Annotated in this window: 16 protein-coding genes; 10 read left to right on the forward strand and 6 right to left on the reverse strand. The window is 40.5% G+C overall.

The features are described from left to right. Nucleotides 1–171: 171 nt before the first annotated feature. A complete protein-coding gene (locus RB215_RS06915) occupies nt 172–1,962 on the reverse strand; it encodes an ABC transporter ATP-binding protein/permease (protein WP_309217082.1) in 1,791 nt (596 codons plus the stop codon). 137 nt (nt 1,963–2,099) lie between these two features. Here RB215_RS06915 and RB215_RS06920 point away from each other — a divergent pair, with 137 nt between their 5' ends. The 7 genes from RB215_RS06920 (at nt 2,100) to RB215_RS06950 (ending at nt 9,730) form a co-directional block, all read left to right on the forward strand. Continuing rightward, nucleotides 2,100–2,636: a hypothetical protein gene (locus RB215_RS06920; protein ID WP_309217084.1), complete on the forward strand. Its 537-nt coding sequence runs from the start codon at nt 2,100–2,102 to the stop codon at nt 2,634–2,636. Nucleotides 2,637–2,745: 109 nt separating this feature from the next. Further along, nucleotides 2,746–4,584, forward strand: a complete 1,839-nt coding sequence (gene secD / locus RB215_RS06925; RefSeq protein ID WP_309217085.1) for a protein translocase subunit SecD — start codon at nt 2,746–2,748, stop codon at nt 4,582–4,584. Beyond that, nucleotides 4,577–5,518 (forward strand): protein translocase subunit SecF, encoded by a 942-nt coding sequence (secF, locus tag RB215_RS06930; protein WP_309217086.1) that lies wholly within the window; start codon nt 4,577–4,579, stop codon nt 5,516–5,518. The genes secD and secF overlap by 8 nt, the downstream gene beginning before the upstream one ends. Before the next feature lie 109 nt (nt 5,519–5,627). Continuing rightward, nucleotides 5,628–6,104, forward strand: coding sequence for a transcription elongation factor GreAB (locus RB215_RS06935; RefSeq protein ID WP_309217087.1), 477 nt, complete (start codon nt 5,628–5,630; stop codon nt 6,102–6,104). 516 nt (nt 6,105–6,620) lie between these two features. Beyond that, a complete protein-coding gene (locus RB215_RS06940) occupies nt 6,621–8,015 on the forward strand; it encodes a RimK family protein (RefSeq protein ID WP_309217088.1) in 1,395 nt (464 codons plus the stop codon). Then, entirely contained in the window at nt 8,015–9,172 is a 1,158-nt protein-coding gene (locus RB215_RS06945) for a GNAT family N-acetyltransferase/peptidase C39 family protein (protein ID WP_309217089.1), read from the forward strand. The genes RB215_RS06940 and RB215_RS06945 overlap by 1 nt, the downstream gene beginning before the upstream one ends. A gap of 42 nt (nt 9,173–9,214) precedes the next feature. Further along, a complete protein-coding gene (locus RB215_RS06950; RefSeq protein WP_011328060.1) occupies nt 9,215–9,730 on the forward strand; it encodes an MgtC/SapB family protein in 516 nt (171 codons plus the stop codon). 28 nt (nt 9,731–9,758) lie between these two features. Here RB215_RS06950 and RB215_RS06955 read toward each other — a convergent pair whose 3' ends face one another. Both RB215_RS06955 and RB215_RS06960 read right to left on the reverse strand, forming a co-directional pair. Then, on the reverse strand, nt 9,759–10,994 hold the full coding sequence (locus RB215_RS06955) for an EAL domain-containing protein (protein ID WP_309217090.1): 1,236 nt from the start codon (nt 10,992–10,994) through the stop codon (nt 9,759–9,761). 68 nt (nt 10,995–11,062) lie between these two features. Further along, nucleotides 11,063–12,073 carry a GlxA family transcriptional regulator gene (locus tag RB215_RS06960; protein WP_011328062.1) on the reverse strand — a complete coding sequence of 337 codons (1,011 nt, stop codon included), beginning with the start codon at nt 12,071–12,073 and terminating at the stop codon, nt 11,063–11,065. A gap of 127 nt (nt 12,074–12,200) precedes the next feature. On the opposite strand from RB215_RS06960, the gene RB215_RS06965 reads away from it, so the two are divergent. Beyond that, on the forward strand, nt 12,201–14,108 hold the full coding sequence (locus tag RB215_RS06965) for a beta-ketoacyl synthase (protein ID WP_011328063.1): 1,908 nt from the start codon (nt 12,201–12,203) through the stop codon (nt 14,106–14,108). A 72-nt stretch (nt 14,109–14,180) separates the two neighbouring features. Here the strand turns inward: RB215_RS06965 and RB215_RS06970 are convergent, their stop codons facing one another. Continuing rightward, entirely contained in the window at nt 14,181–14,597 is a 417-nt protein-coding gene (locus RB215_RS06970; protein ID WP_011328064.1) for an MgtC/SapB family protein, read from the reverse strand. A 327-nt stretch (nt 14,598–14,924) separates the two neighbouring features. On the opposite strand from RB215_RS06970, the gene RB215_RS06975 reads away from it, so the two are divergent. Next, complete coding sequence (locus RB215_RS06975; RefSeq protein ID WP_240915851.1) at nt 14,925–15,146, forward strand: BCCT family transporter; 222 nt, start codon at nt 14,925–14,927, stop codon at nt 15,144–15,146. A gap of 212 nt (nt 15,147–15,358) precedes the next feature. Here the strand turns inward: RB215_RS06975 and fghA are convergent, their stop codons facing one another. Both fghA and RB215_RS06985 read right to left on the reverse strand, forming a co-directional pair. Then, a complete protein-coding gene (gene fghA, locus RB215_RS06980) occupies nt 15,359–16,201 on the reverse strand; it encodes an S-formylglutathione hydrolase (RefSeq protein ID WP_309217092.1) in 843 nt (280 codons plus the stop codon). A 58-nt stretch (nt 16,202–16,259) separates the two neighbouring features. Continuing rightward, nucleotides 16,260–17,381 carry an S-(hydroxymethyl)glutathione dehydrogenase/class III alcohol dehydrogenase gene (locus tag RB215_RS06985; protein WP_011328067.1) on the reverse strand — a complete coding sequence of 374 codons (1,122 nt, stop codon included), beginning with the start codon at nt 17,379–17,381 and terminating at the stop codon, nt 16,260–16,262. 129 nt (nt 17,382–17,510) lie between these two features. On the opposite strand from RB215_RS06985, the gene RB215_RS06990 reads away from it, so the two are divergent. Beyond that, nucleotides 17,511–18,383 carry a LysR family transcriptional regulator gene (locus RB215_RS06990; protein WP_086996014.1) on the forward strand — a complete coding sequence of 291 codons (873 nt, stop codon included), beginning with the start codon at nt 17,511–17,513 and terminating at the stop codon, nt 18,381–18,383. Nucleotides 18,384–18,455 lie beyond the last annotated feature (72 nt).

An 18,455-nucleotide genomic window follows, 5' to 3' on the forward strand; every position in this document is an offset into this window, starting at 1 on the left:
CTCTGTTTAATTAATATTTTTTATTATTGTAAATATTATCTTAACCTAGGTTCAGGTTATTTTAGTAATTGTTATTTATAAGAGGCTGCTAAACAAACCTTTTGAGGTGAATCACCCTAGAGGTCGATAAAATAGCAAATAAAGCCTTTATACGAGCAATATTAATGGTATTTATGTGTTTTTTGCTTGTTCTTGCTGCAATTGCCACATTTGCGCATATTGGCCGTTAAGGGCTAGTAACTCAGAATGTGTGCCTTGCTCAAGAAGCTCGCCTTTATGCAATACTAAAATATTATCGGCATCGATTATGGTTGATAAGCGATGGGCAATCACTATGCTGGTATGGTTTTGTGTGACAGCGCGCATAGCCGTTAAAATAGCTTGCTCGGCATGGGAGTCGAGGGCTGAGGTGGCTTCGTCAAAAATTAAAATAGGCGATTTTTTTAAGATTGCGCGGGCAATGGCTATGCGTTGTTTTTCGCCGCCCGACACTTTTAAACCGCGCTCGCCTACTAAGGTTTTATCGCCTTTATCAAGGCTGTTTATAAACGCTGTTAAATGCGCCATAGCAATGGCTTGATCTATTTCGGCCTCGCTGGCTGTTGGCCTGCCATAAGCAATGTTTTCGCGTATTGAAGTATTAAATAGCACGGTATCTTGCGGCACTATGGCTATAGCTTGGCGTAAACTGTGCAAAGTTACGGTGTTTATAGGTTGCTTATCTATCGTGATACTACCAGATGACACCTCATAAAAACGATACAAGAGCCTAGCTAATGAGCTTTTTCCTGCGCCACTTGCACCGACTATTGCTACCTTAGTGCCGGGTTTTACGCTAAAACTAACATTGTTAAGAATAGGGCGGTTAGCATCGTAACTAAAACTTACATTGTTAAAGCTAACCTCACCTTTAGAGAGTGTTAGTAGTTGTGATGCAGGAGTGTCGGCAATTTGTGGTTTTTTGTTGAGCAGCCCAAGCATGTTTTCAAGGTCGGTAAGGGCGCGTCTTATTTCGCGATATACAAAGCCTAAAAAGTTAAGCGGTAAAAACAGTTGGATCATATACGCGTTTATCATTACGAGTTCACCAATGCTAAGTGTACCGGTTACTACTTCGCTTGAGCCTAACCACATAAGTGCGGTAATGGCGCTGGCTATAATTAACGCTTGCCCAGAGTTTAGTGCCAATAACGACATGCGGTTTTTTAATCGGGCTTTTTCCCAGCGTGCTAAAAAGGTGTCGTAGGTGCTGGCTTCAAACTCTTCATTGTTAAAGTATTTTACTGTTTCGTAGTTTAGTAAGCTGTCGATAGCGCGGGTATTACTTAAGTTGTCGGCGGTGTTAGCTTCGCGAATAAAGCGATTGCGCCACTGGGTTACGGTTACTGTAAAGGTAATATATATGGCAACTGCAAGTAGGGTTATAAGCGCAAACCAGATAGAAAACAAAGTGCCAAAAATTAATGCAACGGTAAGAATTTCAAATAGAGTAGGCACAATGTTAAACATTAAAAATCGCATTAAAAAGCTCAAACCGCTGGTGCCACGCTCTATATCGCGACTTATGCCACCGGTTTGTCGATCTAAATGAAAAGCCAGTTCAAGCGAATGCAAATGCTTAAACACCTTTAGGCCTATGTCGCGCATGGCGTGTTCGGTAACTCGCGAAAAAACCGCATCGCGTATTTCACCTAAAAATACGCTGGCAAAGCGCAGTGCACCGTACATAATAAGCAGTAGGGTAGGAATAAAAAGCACTGGGTGAATAGATTTATCAACGCTATCAATAATTTCTTTTAGTGCCCACGGCATAAGTAAAGTAGCACCTTTAGCGCCTACCAGTGCCATAGCTGCAATAAAAACTCGCCCTTTAAATTGTGTGATATAAGGCCAAAGTGTTTTTATACTTTGGCGCAGGTTCATTGCGTCGGGGCGTTTTACTGAGCTTTGTTTAGAGCGCATGAATGATCTCGGTTTTTATAATGGGTATAAATTGCTGTGGATTTAATTTTTCATCAAGCTAAATACTTAATTAGACTATTGTATTTTAAATAGCTGCCCTTATATACTAGTAATCCTTAATTAAAGTTTGAAAATTGATGTTTAAATTTCGTTTGTTTTTAACTGCATTTTTGCTTGTTACTGCACTTTTTAGTGCATGTAGCGAAGCCGCGCCAGTTAAACATGGTTTAAACACTGCAAATTCTACTTTAATATCTGCTGCTTTTTCAGCAGCTCCTTTCTCACTAGATACTACTTCATTAGATGCTACTTCATTAGATGCTACTTCATTAGGTAATGTTTCATTAGATATAAGTCACCCCTCCATATTAGTTAAAGTATTGCATGCTAAACAACAAACTAAGCCTAATAAAACAGCGTTTGATGCACTGCAACCTAGGCTAACTGCCAGTAATTCATCGTTGTTTTTATTTAGTGCGCAAACAGAGCCTGAATACGACGTTATTTATGAGTTTTTTATTCATACGCTTGCAAGGCAGTTTTATTTACAACCTAAAGCTATAAGCACGGCACTACCTTGGTATACAGTTGTTTCTAATAGTAAAAAGTCTCGTATTAGTGGCTGGAAAGAAGCTAACTTACTTTACAGCGCTACCAACACCCATCACGCTTAATTTCCTTATTTAATAATTAATAGGTTTTAACTTTTAAAGTTTTAGCTTGCAGATTAATTGTGCTTTTTAAAAGCGCTTATCAGCTGGTTGCTGATAGTAAGGAATAACAATGTTGAGTTTTAAAAATAATAAAAAGCCGTTTATGGCTAAATTTAAATTAAGCACCTTTGCTATGTTGGTGGTATTACTGCTACTGGCAATGAGTGCGTTACCTAATTTATATCCAAACCAGTCATGGTTGTATATTAGTGCAGCCCCACACAGCAAAATGCAAACACCCCCGAGCACTAATACCTTAGTTACATTTTTAAATGAGCAAGGCTTAAATGTGGCGCAAGCGTATGAGTCGCAAGCAACAATAAATGTGCTACTTAACGAGCCAACAAAAAGTGCCCAGGCACAAGCGGCTATAAAAGCGCAATATGCAAATACTCAGACCAAAATTGTTGAGCGTGCTACCAGTCCAAGCTGGTTACAAAGCTTTGGACTTTCGCCAATAAAGTTAGGTCTAGATTTAAACGGTGGGGTGCTATTTGTACTCGATGTAGATTTAGACAAAGCTATTGATGAGCAATTAGTGAGTGCGTATCAGCAAGCTAAATCAATCATAATTAAGCAAAAGGCACATGGAGTAAAAGCGCTGCAAACTCAAACTGGGTTTGTAATAAATGCTCTACCTAATGCTGGTGATAAATTAACCCCTGTTATTAAAGAGCTGCAAAGCCGCTTTGCTAACTTAGCAGTAGTAACAAACAATAATGGCACAGTTAAAACGGCGCAATTTAGTTACTCAGAGCAAGGGCGAAGCGCGTTTGATAAAGAAGTTATGAGCCAAACCCTCACAACCCTACGTTCGCGTATTGAAGAGCTGGGCATAACCGAAGCGGTAACACAGCGCCAAGGTAAGCAGCGCATTCGTATTGAACTACCTGGAGTGCAAGATCCTACCGAGGCGAAACGCATTATTGGCGCAACGGCATCCCTGGGGTTTTATCAATTAAAAGCTGTGGGTGGGCAAACCTTTAATTTACAGACGGGCGGTACTATAAAACTCGACCCTGTGCCAATTTTTACCGGTGAGCATATTAATAACGCTCATGCTGGGCGCGACGATTGGAGCAAACCGCTAGTGCAGTTAAGCCTTGATAGCCAAGGCGGCGATGCTATGTCGGCATTTTCTAAAGCTAATATAGGTAAACCTATGGCGACGGTTTACTCAGAGTATTCGCAAAATGCTAAAGGAGAGGTAGTTAAAAAGAGTGAGGTTATTAATGTAGCCAATATTGCTCAGCACTTAAGTTCGCGTTTTAGCATAACCAATATGCAAAGCCCACAAGCCGCGGCCGACTTAGCGCTATTGTTACGTGCAGGCTCGTTAAGTGCGCCGGTTACTATAGTGCACGAACAAACCATAGGGCCAAGCTTAGGCAGCGAAAATATAAGTAACGGCTTAGCCGCCCTAATGTTAGGTATGGGTATTACTTTGGCATTTATGGCTATGTGGTACAGACGTTTAGGGTTAATTGCCAACGTAGCACTTATTTTAAATTTAACCTCTTTAGTGGGTTTAATGTCGTTATTGCCTGGGGTAGTGCTTACGCTTCCCGGTATTGCCGGATTGGTGCTAACCATAGGTATGGCAGTAGATACCAACGTCATTATATTCGAACGTATAAAAGAAGAGCGCCGTAAAGGCCGCGCGCCTTATCAAGCTATTGAGCAAGGGTATAAGCAAGCATTTAGCACTATTTTTGATGCCAATATTACCACTATGATCACTGCACTTATTTTATACGGTATAGGTTATGGGCCAGTGAAAGGCTTTGCAATTACTTTGGCGCTGGGTTTAGTAACCAGTATGTTTACAGGCGTGTATGTATCGAAAGTGTTGAGCCAAAGTTTGTATTTAAAATTGGGTAAAAAAAGCGGAGTAAGTACAGATGCTTAATTATTTTTTAAAAGGCGAAACCGGCACACGCATGCGTTTTATGGGCTTGGTTTTAAGTACAGTATTAGTATTGCTATCGGTAGTAACCTTAGCGCAAAAAGGGCTTAACTTTGGCCTTGATTTTACCGGTGGTTACTTAACAGAATTTACGACTAGCCAAAGTATTGAGCTAAAGCAGCTTAAAACTTTTATAACTAAAAATCACAACGGTGAGTTTGAGCTAACAGCGCAAGGGAATAACCATTTCCAATTAAGAGAAGCGCCAGCTATTAATCAATCTGCGAGTAATAGCAGCAACGATTGGCAAAGTGCGGTAACACAAAGCACCGACATAAATGCCACGGTATTGTCATCGGCCTATATTGGCTCGCAAGTGGGCGATGAGCTATTTGAACAAGGCTGTTTGGCACTTCTAGCAGCTATGGTTGCAGTAATGCTGTATTTAGCGATAAGGTTTGAATGGCGTTTAGCCCTTGGCTCGGTAGTTGCTTTAACACACGACTTAATATTGGTACTGGGTTTGTTTTCGCTATTACAGCTTGAATTTAACTTAACCGTATTAGCCAGTTTATTGGCAATTATAGGCTACTCACTTAATGACTCCATAATTGTTGGCGACAGGGTGCGTGAGCTATTAAGAGTTAAATTAAATGCCAGTATTAGCGTATCCAGCATTATAAATAGTGCGATTAAAAGCACCCTAACGCGTACCTTAATTACCTCAGGCACCACTTTAGCCACAGTAGCAAGTGTGTGGCTATTAGCTGGAACACCGCTGCAAGGCTTTGCTATTGCGTTATTTAGTGGCATTGTTGTGGGTACGTTTTCATCTGTTTGTATTGCCGCCACCTTGCCCGAGCTAATGGGGTTAAGTGCTAAAAACTACGAAGTGAAAATAGATAGCCAAAGCCAAGCGCTCATGGATATGCCATAAAGGCTCAAAGCATATAAATAAACAAAGCTTAGGGGCCAAACTATTGTGTTTAGCCCCCGTAGCAATGTTAAACTGCTCGCAATATTTTTACTGTATGTGTGTAAACCCCATGAACAAAGCCCACGTTATTGAACACCTTAAGTTTGCCCTAGAGGCGCAGCTTACCACCGCAAAAGTGGCCGCTAAAACAGCGCACGACACCGCCACGCACGAAGAAAACATAGCAGAAAACAAATACGATACCCTAGGGTTAGAGGCCGCCTATTTAGCCCAAGGCCAAGCGCAGCGCGTAAACGATTGCTATAAAAGCATGGAGTTATTTAAGCCCATATTTAATCAGCCAGCCAGTAGTAAAATAGCCATTGGCTCGCTAGTGTGCTTAGAGGGTACAAATGAGCAGCAAAAATGGTTTTATTTAGGCCCAAGCGCAGGTGGGTTAACCGTAGAGGTTAAAGGCTTAACGATTGCCGTTGTAACCCCCGGCGCACCACTAGGTAAGCTGTTATTAAATAAGCAACTCGATGATGGCATAAGTTTAACCATTGCCGATGTAAAGCACGATTATGACATTGTAGAAATTTTATAAAATATTGGTTATAAGCAAAGCCCATTTTTAAGCACCACAAAACGTATTTATTCCCCCTCATTTTATTGTCGGATGGCATGGCTTCGCCATTTATCCGACCTACATCAATGTTTTATTGTTTAATTTCATGCATATGGAATATTTAAACGTAGGTCGGATAAGCGAAGCGCCATCCGACAATCAAGCAGCATCACAATAATATTCCGCCACCCGAAAGAGCCAAGCCAAGGTTATAAATTCTAATCGTTCCCATAAATTATGTGTCGATGGCATGACTTCGTCACTTATCCGACCTGCATCAATAATTTTCATCTTCACGCTAAAAATATCTCGTTTGTTAGTTTATCAAAAAGGCCTTATAAAGCAGATGTGGTTTAGGATTACCTAAACTAAAGCACCCATCTTATTAAGTGACACGCGCAATGCACCACTTAGTACGATGGGTGTTTCTATTTTTAATGCTTAATTATAAAAAATTAAGCATGCTTTTATAATTAGACTTAACTAGGAAAAGTCGTGTTTAAAACCTTAATTGTGGTTGATAACAACGAGCAAACTCTTGCTCAATCGTTCGAAAATGTTATTACGTTTAATACTTACCTACGTGACTATCCAAAACGTGATGAACCTAAAACTCGCATTATTAACTTATGTGATTCAAGCCAATACTTGAGCAAAGGTTACTATTGCTCGCTACTCGCTGAAGCGCGTAAGCACCAAGTATTACCAAGTGTAAAAACAATAAATGCGTTACGTAGCGGCCAAGCACCTATGCACAATGTTGGCCAAATAGATGGCGCTCTATACTTTGGTAATGCCACTAACGATGAGCAAACAAAAGCGGCTAAATCGGTATTTAAACAATACCCGGCGCCTATTTTATTTGTTGATAACCAAGGCTTATTACAACAAGGGTCGTTATCGTCATTAGATGAGCAACAGTACAGCGATTTTGTAGCTAAGTTGAATAACTTTACCCAAACGCAATGGCGTATTACTGCGGAGCGACGTCGTTTTCGCTGGGATATGGCAATACTTGTTGATCACAATGAAAAGGTGCCACCGAGCGATAAAGACGCAATAGCAAAGTTTATTAAAGCAGCGGCTAAACATGGTATTAATGCCCAAGCATTAAGCTTTGACGAAATAGACAATATAGCCCAGTTTGATGCGTTATTTATTCGTCAAACTACAGCAATTGACCACCCAACATATCGCCTTGCTAGCAAGGCACAAAGCTTAGGTTTAGTGGTTATTGACGATGCGGAGTCTATTTTACGTTGTTGTAATAAAGTGTATTTACACGATGCGTTTAACTATCAAAAAGTACCTAGTTTAAAAACAGTGGTTGTGGCTGATAAGTCAAGCGAGACTCTTGAGCAGTTAGAAGCGGCGTTTACCTACCCGTTGGTATTGAAAATGCCAGAAGGCTCGTTTTCAAAAGGAGTATATAAAGTAACAAACCGTGCTGAGCTGGAAGCTAAGTTAACTGAGCTATTTGAATTTAGTGCTTTAGTGCTTGCACAAGAATACATGTACACCGAATACGATTGGCGAGTAGGGGTACTAAATGGCCGTGCAATTTACGCGTGTCGTTACTTAATGGCGCGTAACCATTGGCAAATTTATAACCACGATGCAAAGCGGTTTTTTTCGGGTGGCTTTGAAACATTGCCTACTTTTGAATTACCAAAAGCGGTATTAGATGCAGCATTAAAAGCGTGTAAAACAGTGGGTAAGGGTTTATATGGCGTTGATGTAAAAGAACATCAAGGGCGTGCTTATGTACTTGAAGTAAACGATAACCCAAGTATTGATCATAAAGTAGAAGACGGCTATTTAGGCGATGAGCTTTATATGATCATTATGGATGAGTTTAAACAACGCCTTGAAGCTAGGGGTCGTGGTTAATGGCAAAAGCCATGGTTGAGAGTGTGGTTAATGAACAGACTGAGCAAGTGGTTATTCGCCAAGCGCTTATCAGTGATTTAACCGCGCTTACAGCACTTGAAAATGCTTGCTTTAGTAACGACAAGCTTAGCCCGCGCAGTTTAAAGCGCTGGCTAAGTGCTAAGCACGGTATTTTATTAGTTGCCGAGCAAAATAATGCGTTATGCGGTTATGGGCTAATTTGGTGCCATAAAGGCACTCGTCTAGCGCGTCTTTATTCGCTTGCTGTATTACCTACCATGCAAGGCAAAGGCATTGCAAAAATGCTATTTATTGCACTTGAAAAAGCCACCGCAGAGCGTGGGCGAATTTATCTGCGTTTAGAAGTGGCTGTAAATAACGACAGCGCAATTGGTTTGTATAAAAGCTTAGGTTATCGGGTGTTTGGTCAATATAGCGATTATTACGACGATCACAGCGATGCGCTACGCATGCAAAAAAACATTCGTAAAACCAGTGAGCTTAAGTTAGCACGGTTAACTCCGTGGTATCAGCAAACTACTGAGTTTACCTGTGGTCCTGCGGCGTTGTTAATGGCTATGGGGAGCTTAGATGCTAGCACTGAACTGACTCAATCGCATGAGTTGTCGTTATGGCGAGAAGGCACTACTATTTTTATGACCTCTGGGCATGGCGGCTGCCATCCGTTTGGTTTAGCACTGGCGGCACATAAACGTGGTTTTAACAGCGAGGTAATTGTTAATACCCTAGAGCCGTTGTTTTTAGATGGCGTGCGCAGTGAAAATAAAAAAGTAGTATTAGCAACGGTGCATCAGCAGTTTGTAAATGGCATAACCGCTGCCAAAATACCGCTTAGTAATAAAGATGTTGAGCTTGAAGACATTGAGCGTTGGCTGAAGCAAAATTTTAGCGTGCTGCTATTAATAAGCACTTATCGGTTTGATGGTAAAAAATCGCCGCATTGGGTGTGCGTTACGCATTTAGATGAGCACTGTGTGTATGTTCATGATCCGTTTTGTGAGCCAGGAAGTGATAGTCAATTGGCTATAGATTGCCAATATGTGCCTATTGCCCGCAGCGACTTTAGTAAAATGTCGGCGTTTGGTAGCCAACGCTTAAGAACAGCTGTGGCTATTGCTAAATCAAAAGATTGTTAAAATAAAATTAAACTATTCATATATGAATAACGAGGAAATTACGTGTTTTTACCTGATTTATTTGATGTAGCTCCGTACTCATGGGCTGCAATTGGTACGGCGGCATTTTGTGGCGCTATTATTGGTATTGAGCGCCAATTACGTGGCAAACCTGTGGGTATTCGTACTTCTGCGTTAATTACTTTAGGTACCTATTTATTTTTATCGACCGCGTTTAATTTACAAGGCGATGTAATTGACCACTCTCGCGTAGTGGGACAAATAATTACTGGTATTGGCTTTTTGGGTGCAGGCGTAATGCTAGCTAAAGACGGCGCTGTGGTAGGAGTAACGTCGGCAGCAACCATTTGGGTGTTAGCGTCTATTGGTGTAATGATAGCCACCGAAAACTTGGGCGCAGCTATTAAGCTTTCTGTGCTGGTGGTCGGTATTTTATACGGTGTTGATGTGCTTGAAGCTAAGTTTAAAAGCTTAAGTAAAGGTGTGCACACTAAAGTTAAAATTTATTCAAAACGCTATTATCGCAAAAGTGAAAATGAAACAGAGCGCCACTTATAAAGTGGCGTTTTTATAATTAAGTTTATAACTAACTTAATACTGATTTTTGATGCACTAAAGCATCGCAAAGTGCTTGTGGGCGGCCTAAATAATAGCCCTGAACCTTATCGACACTTAGTTTGCGGAGGGTGTTTATTTCTTCTAGTGTTTCTATGCCTTCGGCAATAATATTACAGCCAATGTCTTTAGCAAATCCGCATAACGCTTTAGCTAATAAATATTTACGACGATCGCTATTTATGTTTCGGGTAAGGCTAATATCAAGTTTAATAATATCTGCTTGTAGCTCCAAAATATGCTGAAAAGAAGAATACCCTGCACCAACATCGTCTATAGCTAGGCGTATGCCTTTTTTACGCAGTGGCGCGAGTGCCGTTAACATTTCATTGTAGTTGGCAATAGGAGAGTGTTCGGTTACCTCCAATACTATATTGCTGCAATCAGAAATAGCAGCTAATGCATTGGCAACGGCACCACTTAGTATATGCTCTGGAGAGGTGTTAATTGACACATACACCTCTTTATTAAAATGACTCATATTGCCTAAAACATTGTTTATTGCCAACATTTCTAGGGCTTCACCTAAACCAAACTGTGCTGCTTCATCAAACCAAATATTAGGTGTTCTATAGGGCTCAACAAAAAAGCGAGACAAGGATTCGTAACCCGAAACTTTATTTGTGTTTAAGCTATATATAGGCTGGTAGTAAATTTCAATATTATTTGTATTTATAATATTAAGTACGTTAGATTTAATAAGTTGTTTTGCTTCATTGTCTTGTATTTGTGTATCAATAAGCTGTGAAGCCAGATCTGAAATTAAATTTAAAAACGCCAGATCACGCTTGTTTAATGTGTCGTCTTTTTGTTCGTTATAGCAGCAAAATGTGCCATAAATATCGCCGTTAGATAAGGTAATTGGCACCCCAATATAAGCGCCAATATTAAGCTTTTTAGTAACCGGCATATTGCGGGTTATACTATTTTTACTGATGTCAGGTATTATATTATCTAGTTCATTATTGGCTAATTTATTACAGTAGGTTTCGTTTATGGGATCAAAGTTACCTACTTTTACAATCTCGTTAGGGCGTTTGGTATCAACTAATTTAAATATACGTTTAGAGTCTTTAAACTCAGAAATAAAAGCAACGTCCATATCAAGGTGTTTACGAATAAGTGCTAGCAAGCGAGTTAGTCTAGTATTGAGATCAGTCTCTGCTTCAATATCTAATAGTAAATTTTCACTAAAATTTACATGCATATTTCCAACTTCCTGTGTTTTAGTTAATGGTTTATATTAATACAGTAGCTTGGCTTGTTTTTAAAGTATTAACCAAACAATTTTTTTCTCACTACTTTACGATACTCACTGGGTGTTTGGTTCAATATTTTTCTAAATATTCGCGTTAAATGACCTTGATCATTATAGCCTACTTCTAACGCTACTTCCTGAATTGATAAATTTGACGAAGCGAGCAACTCTTTAGCACCTTCTACTCGTAACTGTTGCCAATACTCAATAGGGCTTTGGTTGGTAGCTGCTTTAAAGCGCCGCGTAAAAGAGCGATAGCTTAAATTAAACTGTGCGGCTACATCCTGTAAATTAAGCTCTGTTGCTAAGTTTGTTTTTAACCAAAATTGAATTTGGGCAATTAACTCATCGGGATGGCGGTCAACCGCACCTTCAAGATAGCGCTGATCTTCGTAGGGTTTGCGTATTTCGTGGGAAAAATTGCGCTCAACATGCTGCGCTGCAGCTTTGCCATAATACTGGCTAATAATATGCACTATTACATCGGCTAGGGCGTTTAGGCTGGCTACGGTATAGAGTCGCTCAGATTGAGTAATAAAAAAGTCAGGCTTTAACAGTACCTTGGGGTAGTCGTGACTAAATTGTTTAGCGTAATGCCAATGGGTGGTTGCTGGGTGCCCGTCAAGTAACCCGGCCTCTGCTAGTAAACAGTTGCCAGTGCCTACACCTATAATATGGCTGCCATTTGTAAAACTTTGCCCCAGCCAAGTAACTATATTTTGATTAGTGCGTACAACTGGGCGCGGGTTTCGCCAAATACCGGGCACTATTACTAAATCGCAATTGGGGGTATTGCTGGTGGCGCAATCGGGAAGGATTGCCAAGCCGGTACGATTACTTATTGGTTCAAGGTTTTTAGCAACTAAATGAATAGCGAGTGGCCTAAAGTTTTGTTTATTAATATGGCCTTTTGCAAAGGCTTCGCCCGCTCTCAACATTTCTATAGGGAGGGTTAAACTCGTTATTAATAAGTGTTGGTAAACAGCAATAGCTATATTTAATGGGGGGTTACTCTGTTTATCAGTCATATAGATGCTCCGACCAGTTAGGGGTGGCCTTTTATGCTTAATATTTGGCTATTAAAGCACAAAGCGTGGTGCGCAATCCATTTAAACTAGTGTCATATTCTTATAACACGTTTTTTAAAGGTAAATTATGACCGCATTACCCGTAATTGTAGGCATGGGAGGCATTAATGCCGCTGGCCGTACTTCTTTTCACCAAGGTTACCGCCGTATTGTGTTAGACAGTTTAAGTGCACAAGATCGTCAAGAAACGTTTTTAGGCCTCGCCACCTTGATGAATTTAGTTAGTGTTGTTGATAATCAACTACAAGACACTCAAGGTAACAATGTTGAGCAAAGCGACATAGAAGCACGTTTTGGTGAACAAATAATTGCCGGTACGCTTATTCGAAAAATCGAAAACGAACATTTTGATCCAGACGCTACCCCATGGCAGCAAAAAATGACGCTAAGCAACTCGGATGAGAATGCTATTGTGTTTGAAACCCGTGCTCGCGATTTACCACAACCGGTACCTGCAAGTTGGCAGGTAGAGCAGCTCGAAGGTAAAAAAGTTAAAGTTACTATTGCCGCAGATATAGATGTTAAACACGCTTCAACTCGCGACAACCCGATTAAATCGGCAGGGCAGTTTCCTACAGGGTTTGATCCGTCTGTAATGTATAACAGCCGCTATCAGCCACGTGGTTTGCAAGCGACTATTTTTGCTGCTACCGATGCTATTAAATCAACCGGACTTGATTGGCAACATATAATGAATAGCGTAGAGCCAGACAAAATTGGTACTTATTCGGCGTCTGTTATTGGCCAAATGGATGACACAGGTTTAGGTGGCTTAGTTAAAGCTCGCCAGCAAGGCGACCGCGTAAGCACTAAGCAATTAGCGCTGGGTTTAAATACTATGTCGACCGACTTTATTAATGCGTATGTAACGGGCAACGTAGGTACTACGTTTTCAACTTCGGGCGCATGTGCTACGTTTTTATATAACTTACGTGCAGCGGTTAACGATATACAAGCAGGGCGTACTCGCGTTGCTGTGGTAGCCAGTGTTGAATGTGCTATTACGCCAGAGGTTATAGAAGGCTTTGGTAACATGAGCGCACTGGCAAACGTTGAAGGTTTGCGCCGTTTAGATAACTTAAGTAATACAGATGAGCCCGACTATCGTAAAAGTAGCCGTCCGTTTGGCGAAAACTGTGGCTTTACGCTAGGTGAAGGCGCGCAAGTGGCTATTTTAATGGATGATGCTCTAGCACTAGAGTTAGGCGCTGACATTATGGGGTGTGTGCCAGATGTATTTGTAAATGCCGACGGGATTAAAAAGTCAATTACTTCACCAGGGCCGGGTAACTACATTACTATGGCAAAATCGGCGGCACTGGCAAGTAGCTTATTAGGTAAAGAAGCCCTGCAACAGCGCAGCTTTATATTAGCCCATGGTTCAAGTACGCCGTTAAACCGTGTAACCGAGTCATTAATTTATCATAAAGTGGCACAAACCTTTGCTATTGATAACTGGAAAGTAACTGCGCCAAAAGCATATGTTGGCCATACTATTGCTCCTGCAAGTGGCGATCAGTTAGCTATAGCATTAGGTGTATTTAGCCACAATATTATGCCTGGTATTACGACTATAGATAAAATAGCCGACGATGTTTACGCTGATCATCTAGATATTAGAAACAGCCACTATGATTGCGGTGATATGGATATTGCATTTATTAACTCAAAAGGCTTTGGTGGTAACAATGCTACCGCTACAGTATTGTCTGCAAAAATAACACTGCAAATGCTTGCCAAGCGCCATGGAAAAAGCGTTATGAATGATTATGCTAATAAAAATGTGGCTGTAAAAGCAGCGCAACAAAGCTATCAATCACAAGCTGATTTAGGCCAATACCAACTAATTTATCGTTTTGGTGATGGCTTAATTGACGACAATGACATTGTTATAGATGAGCAAAGCATACACCTTCCTGGCTTTGAAAAAGCGATTGCTTTTAATACAAAAAATCCCTATCAAGACATGTTTTAAGCACACATTCTTGTTTGGTAAGGCGCTTTTATAGCGCCTTTTTTGTTTTCACTAAGATATAAAATTAAGAGGTTACTTAAACTTTTTAATATAGCGTAATGTTATAAAGTTAATAATGGCCAGTAAAATAGCTATTTCGTAGCGACTGTAGGCCACAGCAATACCAATTAAACCCATATTCCAAATGCTCGCCGCGGTGGCAGTACCTGAGGTAGATTGGTTATTTTTTAAAATTGCGCCACCGCCAATAAAGCCGATACCGGTAATGATCCCCTGCAACATTTTTGATTGTGCTTCAGAGGAGTCAAGTACAGACAACGCAATTAACGCATAACCACATGATGCCACCGCTACTAACGGAAAGGTACGCAGCCCCGCACCATCTTGGCTGCGCTCTCTGTCGTAGGCCATTGGCAAAGCGAGTAAATAAGCTATGCCTAAGTGAATCAGATTATCAACGATTTCGTGCCACTGTAAATCAATTTCCATGATCTTGCCTTTTTAGTTAATCTTAATAACTAGCTAGCAATCTGTAAGCCATTTATTTAATATTTTAAATTCAGTAATTTAGGTTTGCCTTTATTTTTATTCTGCCTGGCTTGGTAATAGTTACACTACTATTTTACTATTTTACTATTTTACTATTTTACTAAGTAGTTAGTTTGATATCGCTTTTGAATATCCATATTCTTTTACTTATATTAAAGGTAATTATGTACATCACTTGCCTTTTAAAAAAAACAATAAATACAGTCACTAAACTTGAAAAAACCGTATTACTACTGTGCGTTAGTAACCTCTGATGATTCTGTCGTTTTGGTTATACGCCAATTAAGCGGCGCAAATAAAACATATACTTGGAGTTTATACGCCTGGTCGTTTGCGTTGGGGTTGTATGCTTGCGTATTATTAGTTCAAAATAACGAGCCTTTAAATCACAGCGTTGCGATTGTAGGTGCATTCCCTTTTTTGATTATATATTTACTGCAATTAATTGGTTTTGTTAAGGAGTTTATAAAAAAGGAAGTGGATGAGTAATGTGCTTTGTTTAACACCGTATAACGTTAAAGTTTACACTTTGATTTTATTTTATAAGGTCAGCATGCTCTAAATAAGCTTATGGGTAGAGCCACAGCAAGCAGGGTAATAAAAGGCGAGTGAATACTGATGCAAGTTAGGACGTTTTTTTAATAGTTTAAAATAATGTGTAGAGGGTTCTCTACACATTATTACTACAAACAATAATATTGTTATGCAGACAAATACTGATGATGAAATACCAAGTGCTGATCAATAAAGCTACTGATAAAAAAGTAACTATGATCGTACCCGGTTTGCATTTCTAGGGTCAGTGGGTAGTCTTTTTGTTTTGCAACAGCCACTAAATTTTGTGGTTTTAATTGCTCGTCTAAAAAGTTATCGGCATCGCCTTGGCTCACTAACATTGGCAAGTAGTTACTTTGCTCAGCTTTAGCCATTAATTTGCAGCTGTCGTATTGTGCCCATGTTGTTTTATCGGCTCCTAAATAACCCGTAAACGCTTTAACGCCCCATGGGCAATTAATAGGGTTTACTATAGGGCTAAACGCCGAGGCACTAACATAATCCTGTGGGTTTTTAAGGGCGATCATCAACGCACCGTGGCCGCCCATTGAATGACCACTAATTGCTTTTGTGCTAGTCACTGGAAAGTGCAGCTCTATAAGCGCGGGTAATTCATTCACTACGTAGTCGTACATATTAAAGTGAGTGTTGTAAGGGGCTTGTGTCGCGTTAACATAAAACCCAGCGCCTTGAGCAAAATCGTAGCTGTCTTCGTTAGGAACATTATCCCCACGAGGGCTAGTGTCGGGTGCCACAATAGCAATACCTAGCTCAGCTGCTTTTTTGAATGCGCCTGCTTTTTGCATAAAGTTTTCGTCGGTGCAGGTTAAACCTGAAAGCCAATAAAGTACCGGTACTTTATTACTTTCACTAGCGCCGGGCGGCAAAAAAACGGCAAAACGCATAGTACAATGAGTGCTTACAGCGCTGTGCGTATATTGTTTATGCCAGCCACCGGATACTTTTACACTTGAGATATTTTCTAACATGATAATCCTCAAAAGCCGCTTATATCCACACCGTGAATACAAGCGATTGGTTTATTGCTTAGTAATGAATAACGGTACGAATGCTTTTGCCTTCGTGCATTAAATCAAATGCATCATTAATGTCTTCAAGGCCCATTGTGTGGGTAATAAAGTCATTTAGTGCAAACTCGCCAGCCATGTAACGTTCTACAATTTCAGGTAGTTGTGAGCGGCCTTTAACACCACCAAATGCGCTACCACGCCATACACGCCCAGTAACTAATTGGAATGGACGAGTAGCAATTTCTTGGCCAGCGCCTGCTACACCAATAATTACCGACTCACCCCAACCTTTATGACAACACTCAAGTGCTGAGCGCATAACATCAACATTACCAATACATTCAAACGAGTAGTCAACGCCGCCATCGGTCATTTCAACAATTACGTCTTGAATTGGCTTGTCGAAGTCTTTTGGATTAATTAAATCGGTTGCGCCAAGCTTGGTTGCTAACTCGTATTTAGAGTTGTTTATATCGATACCGATAATACGACTCGCACCGGCCATTTTTGCGCCAATAATAGCTGATAAACCTATGCCACCTAAACCGAAAATAGCTACAGTGTCGCCCGCTTTTACTTTAGCTGTGTTTGTTACTGCGCCCATACCTGTTGTTACGCCACAGCCTAGTAAGCATATTTCTTCTAAAGACGCTTCTTTGTTTACTTTAGCTAAAGAGATTTCTGGCAGTACTGTGTACTCAGAGAAAGTTGAGCAACCCATGTAGTGGTAAATTGGCTGACCGTCTTTATAAAAACGTGTTGTACCGTCTGGCATTAAGCCTTTACCTTGGGTTTCGCGCACAGCAGAACACAGGTTAGTTTTGCCCGAGGTACACATTTTACATTCACCACATTCTGCGGTGTATAAAGGAATAACATGATCGCCAATTTCTACGCTGGTTACGCCTTCTCCGATTGCATATACAACACCAGCGCCTTCGTGGCCTAAAATTGCAGGGAATATACCTTCAGGATCTTCACCCGATAATGTAAATGCATCGGTATGACATACACCAGTAGCGGTAATTTTTACCATTACTTCGCCTTTTTTAGGCATCATCACATCAACTTCTTCAACACTAAGTGGTTGATTAGGACCCCAAGCAATAGCTGCTTTTGATTTAATAAATTCTGACATGTGCTTATCCTTTGTAGTGGGTAGATAATAATTGTAGACCCAATTTTCTTGGGTGATGTAGCTATTGTATTTGTTTCTCAAATAATGATAATCTCAATTTTATTAAAACACTTTTTCAGAACTGTAACAATGGCACGATGGGATGGAATAGACGAATTTATTGCGGTAGGTGAAGAAGGTAGTTTTACCGCTGCAGGCAAAGCAATTGGGCTGTCGGTTGCGCATATTAGCCGCCATGTTAGTGCGCTTGAACAACGCTTAAATACACAGTTGCTAACTCGCACAACGCGTAAAGTGGTTTTGACCAAAGAAGGTGAGGTGTTTTTACACCAAATAAAGCATTTACAACATGCAATGGATGATGCCACGCAAAGTTTAGCGCAACAGCAAAGTACGCCAAAAGGTAAAATTAATCTAACAGCCCCGGTAATGTATGGCGAGAGCTTTATTATGCCAATAGTGCATAATTTTATGCACGACCACCCCGATGTAGAAGTCGTTGCTACGCTCAGTAATGAGCAAGAAAACTTATTAGAAGGTGGTTTTGATCTGGCTATTAGACTGGGGCATTTAAAAGACTCGAGCTTAAAAGCACGGCGCTTAAGTGCACGGCGTTTTATTATGTGTTGTGCCCCTGATTATTTAACCCGATTTGGCGAGCCACACACATTAGGTGAGCTAATAAATCATCAATGTTTAGTGGGGAATAGTCGTTATTGGCGGGTAAACGAAGGAGGGCGCGAAAAGCATATTAAAATAGCTGGGCGACTGCAATGTAATAGTGGCTGGGCGTTGGTAGATGGCGCTAAAAAAGGTTTAGGGATTATTCAGCTCCCTAATTACTACATTGAAAACGAGTTAAAAACAGGGCAGTTAGTGCCTATTTTAACATCCTATCAGCCGCTGCAAGAAGGGGTATGGGGTGTGTATCCGCCTCGACAGTTTGTGGCAACTAATGTAAGGGTGCTACTTGATTATTTAGTCGCAGGACTAAAAGCTTAATAGCGGGTTAATCATTTAATTTTTATTCTAGCCAAGTATCAGATTTTTAAATATTTATTACATTTAGTGGCA

Source organism: Pseudoalteromonas sp. HL-AS2 (assembly GCF_031198805.1).
Taxonomy (GTDB): Bacteria; Pseudomonadota; Gammaproteobacteria; order Enterobacterales; family Alteromonadaceae; genus Pseudoalteromonas; species Pseudoalteromonas nigrifaciens.

Coding starts and splice junctions, on each gene's coding strand:
- RB215_RS06915 (WP_309217082.1), bottom strand. CDS start 1,962: ATGCGCTCTAAACAAAGCTCAGTAAAACGCCCCGACGCAATGAACCTG.
- RB215_RS06920 (WP_309217084.1), top strand. CDS start 2,100: ATGTTTAAATTTCGTTTGTTTTTAACTGCATTTTTGCTTGTTACTGCA.
- secD (WP_309217085.1), top strand. CDS start 2,746: ATGTTGAGTTTTAAAAATAATAAAAAGCCGTTTATGGCTAAATTTAAA.
- secF (WP_309217086.1), top strand. CDS start 4,577: ATGCTTAATTATTTTTTAAAAGGCGAAACCGGCACACGCATGCGTTTT.
- RB215_RS06935 (WP_309217087.1), top strand. CDS start 5,628: ATGAACAAAGCCCACGTTATTGAACACCTTAAGTTTGCCCTAGAGGCG.
- RB215_RS06945 (WP_309217089.1), top strand. CDS start 8,015: ATGGCAAAAGCCATGGTTGAGAGTGTGGTTAATGAACAGACTGAGCAA.
- RB215_RS06955 (WP_309217090.1), bottom strand. CDS start 10,994: ATGCATGTAAATTTTAGTGAAAATTTACTATTAGATATTGAAGCAGAG.
- RB215_RS06960 (WP_011328062.1), bottom strand. CDS start 12,073: ATGACTGATAAACAGAGTAACCCCCCATTAAATATAGCTATTGCTGTT.
- RB215_RS06965 (WP_011328063.1), top strand. CDS start 12,201: ATGACCGCATTACCCGTAATTGTAGGCATGGGAGGCATTAATGCCGCT.
- RB215_RS06970 (WP_011328064.1), bottom strand. CDS start 14,597: ATGGAAATTGATTTACAGTGGCACGAAATCGTTGATAATCTGATTCAC.
- fghA (WP_309217092.1), bottom strand. CDS start 16,201: ATGTTAGAAAATATCTCAAGTGTAAAAGTATCCGGTGGCTGGCATAAA.
- RB215_RS06985 (WP_011328067.1), bottom strand. CDS start 17,381: ATGTCAGAATTTATTAAATCAAAAGCAGCTATTGCTTGGGGTCCTAAT.
- RB215_RS06990 (WP_086996014.1), top strand. CDS start 17,511: ATGGCACGATGGGATGGAATAGACGAATTTATTGCGGTAGGTGAAGAA.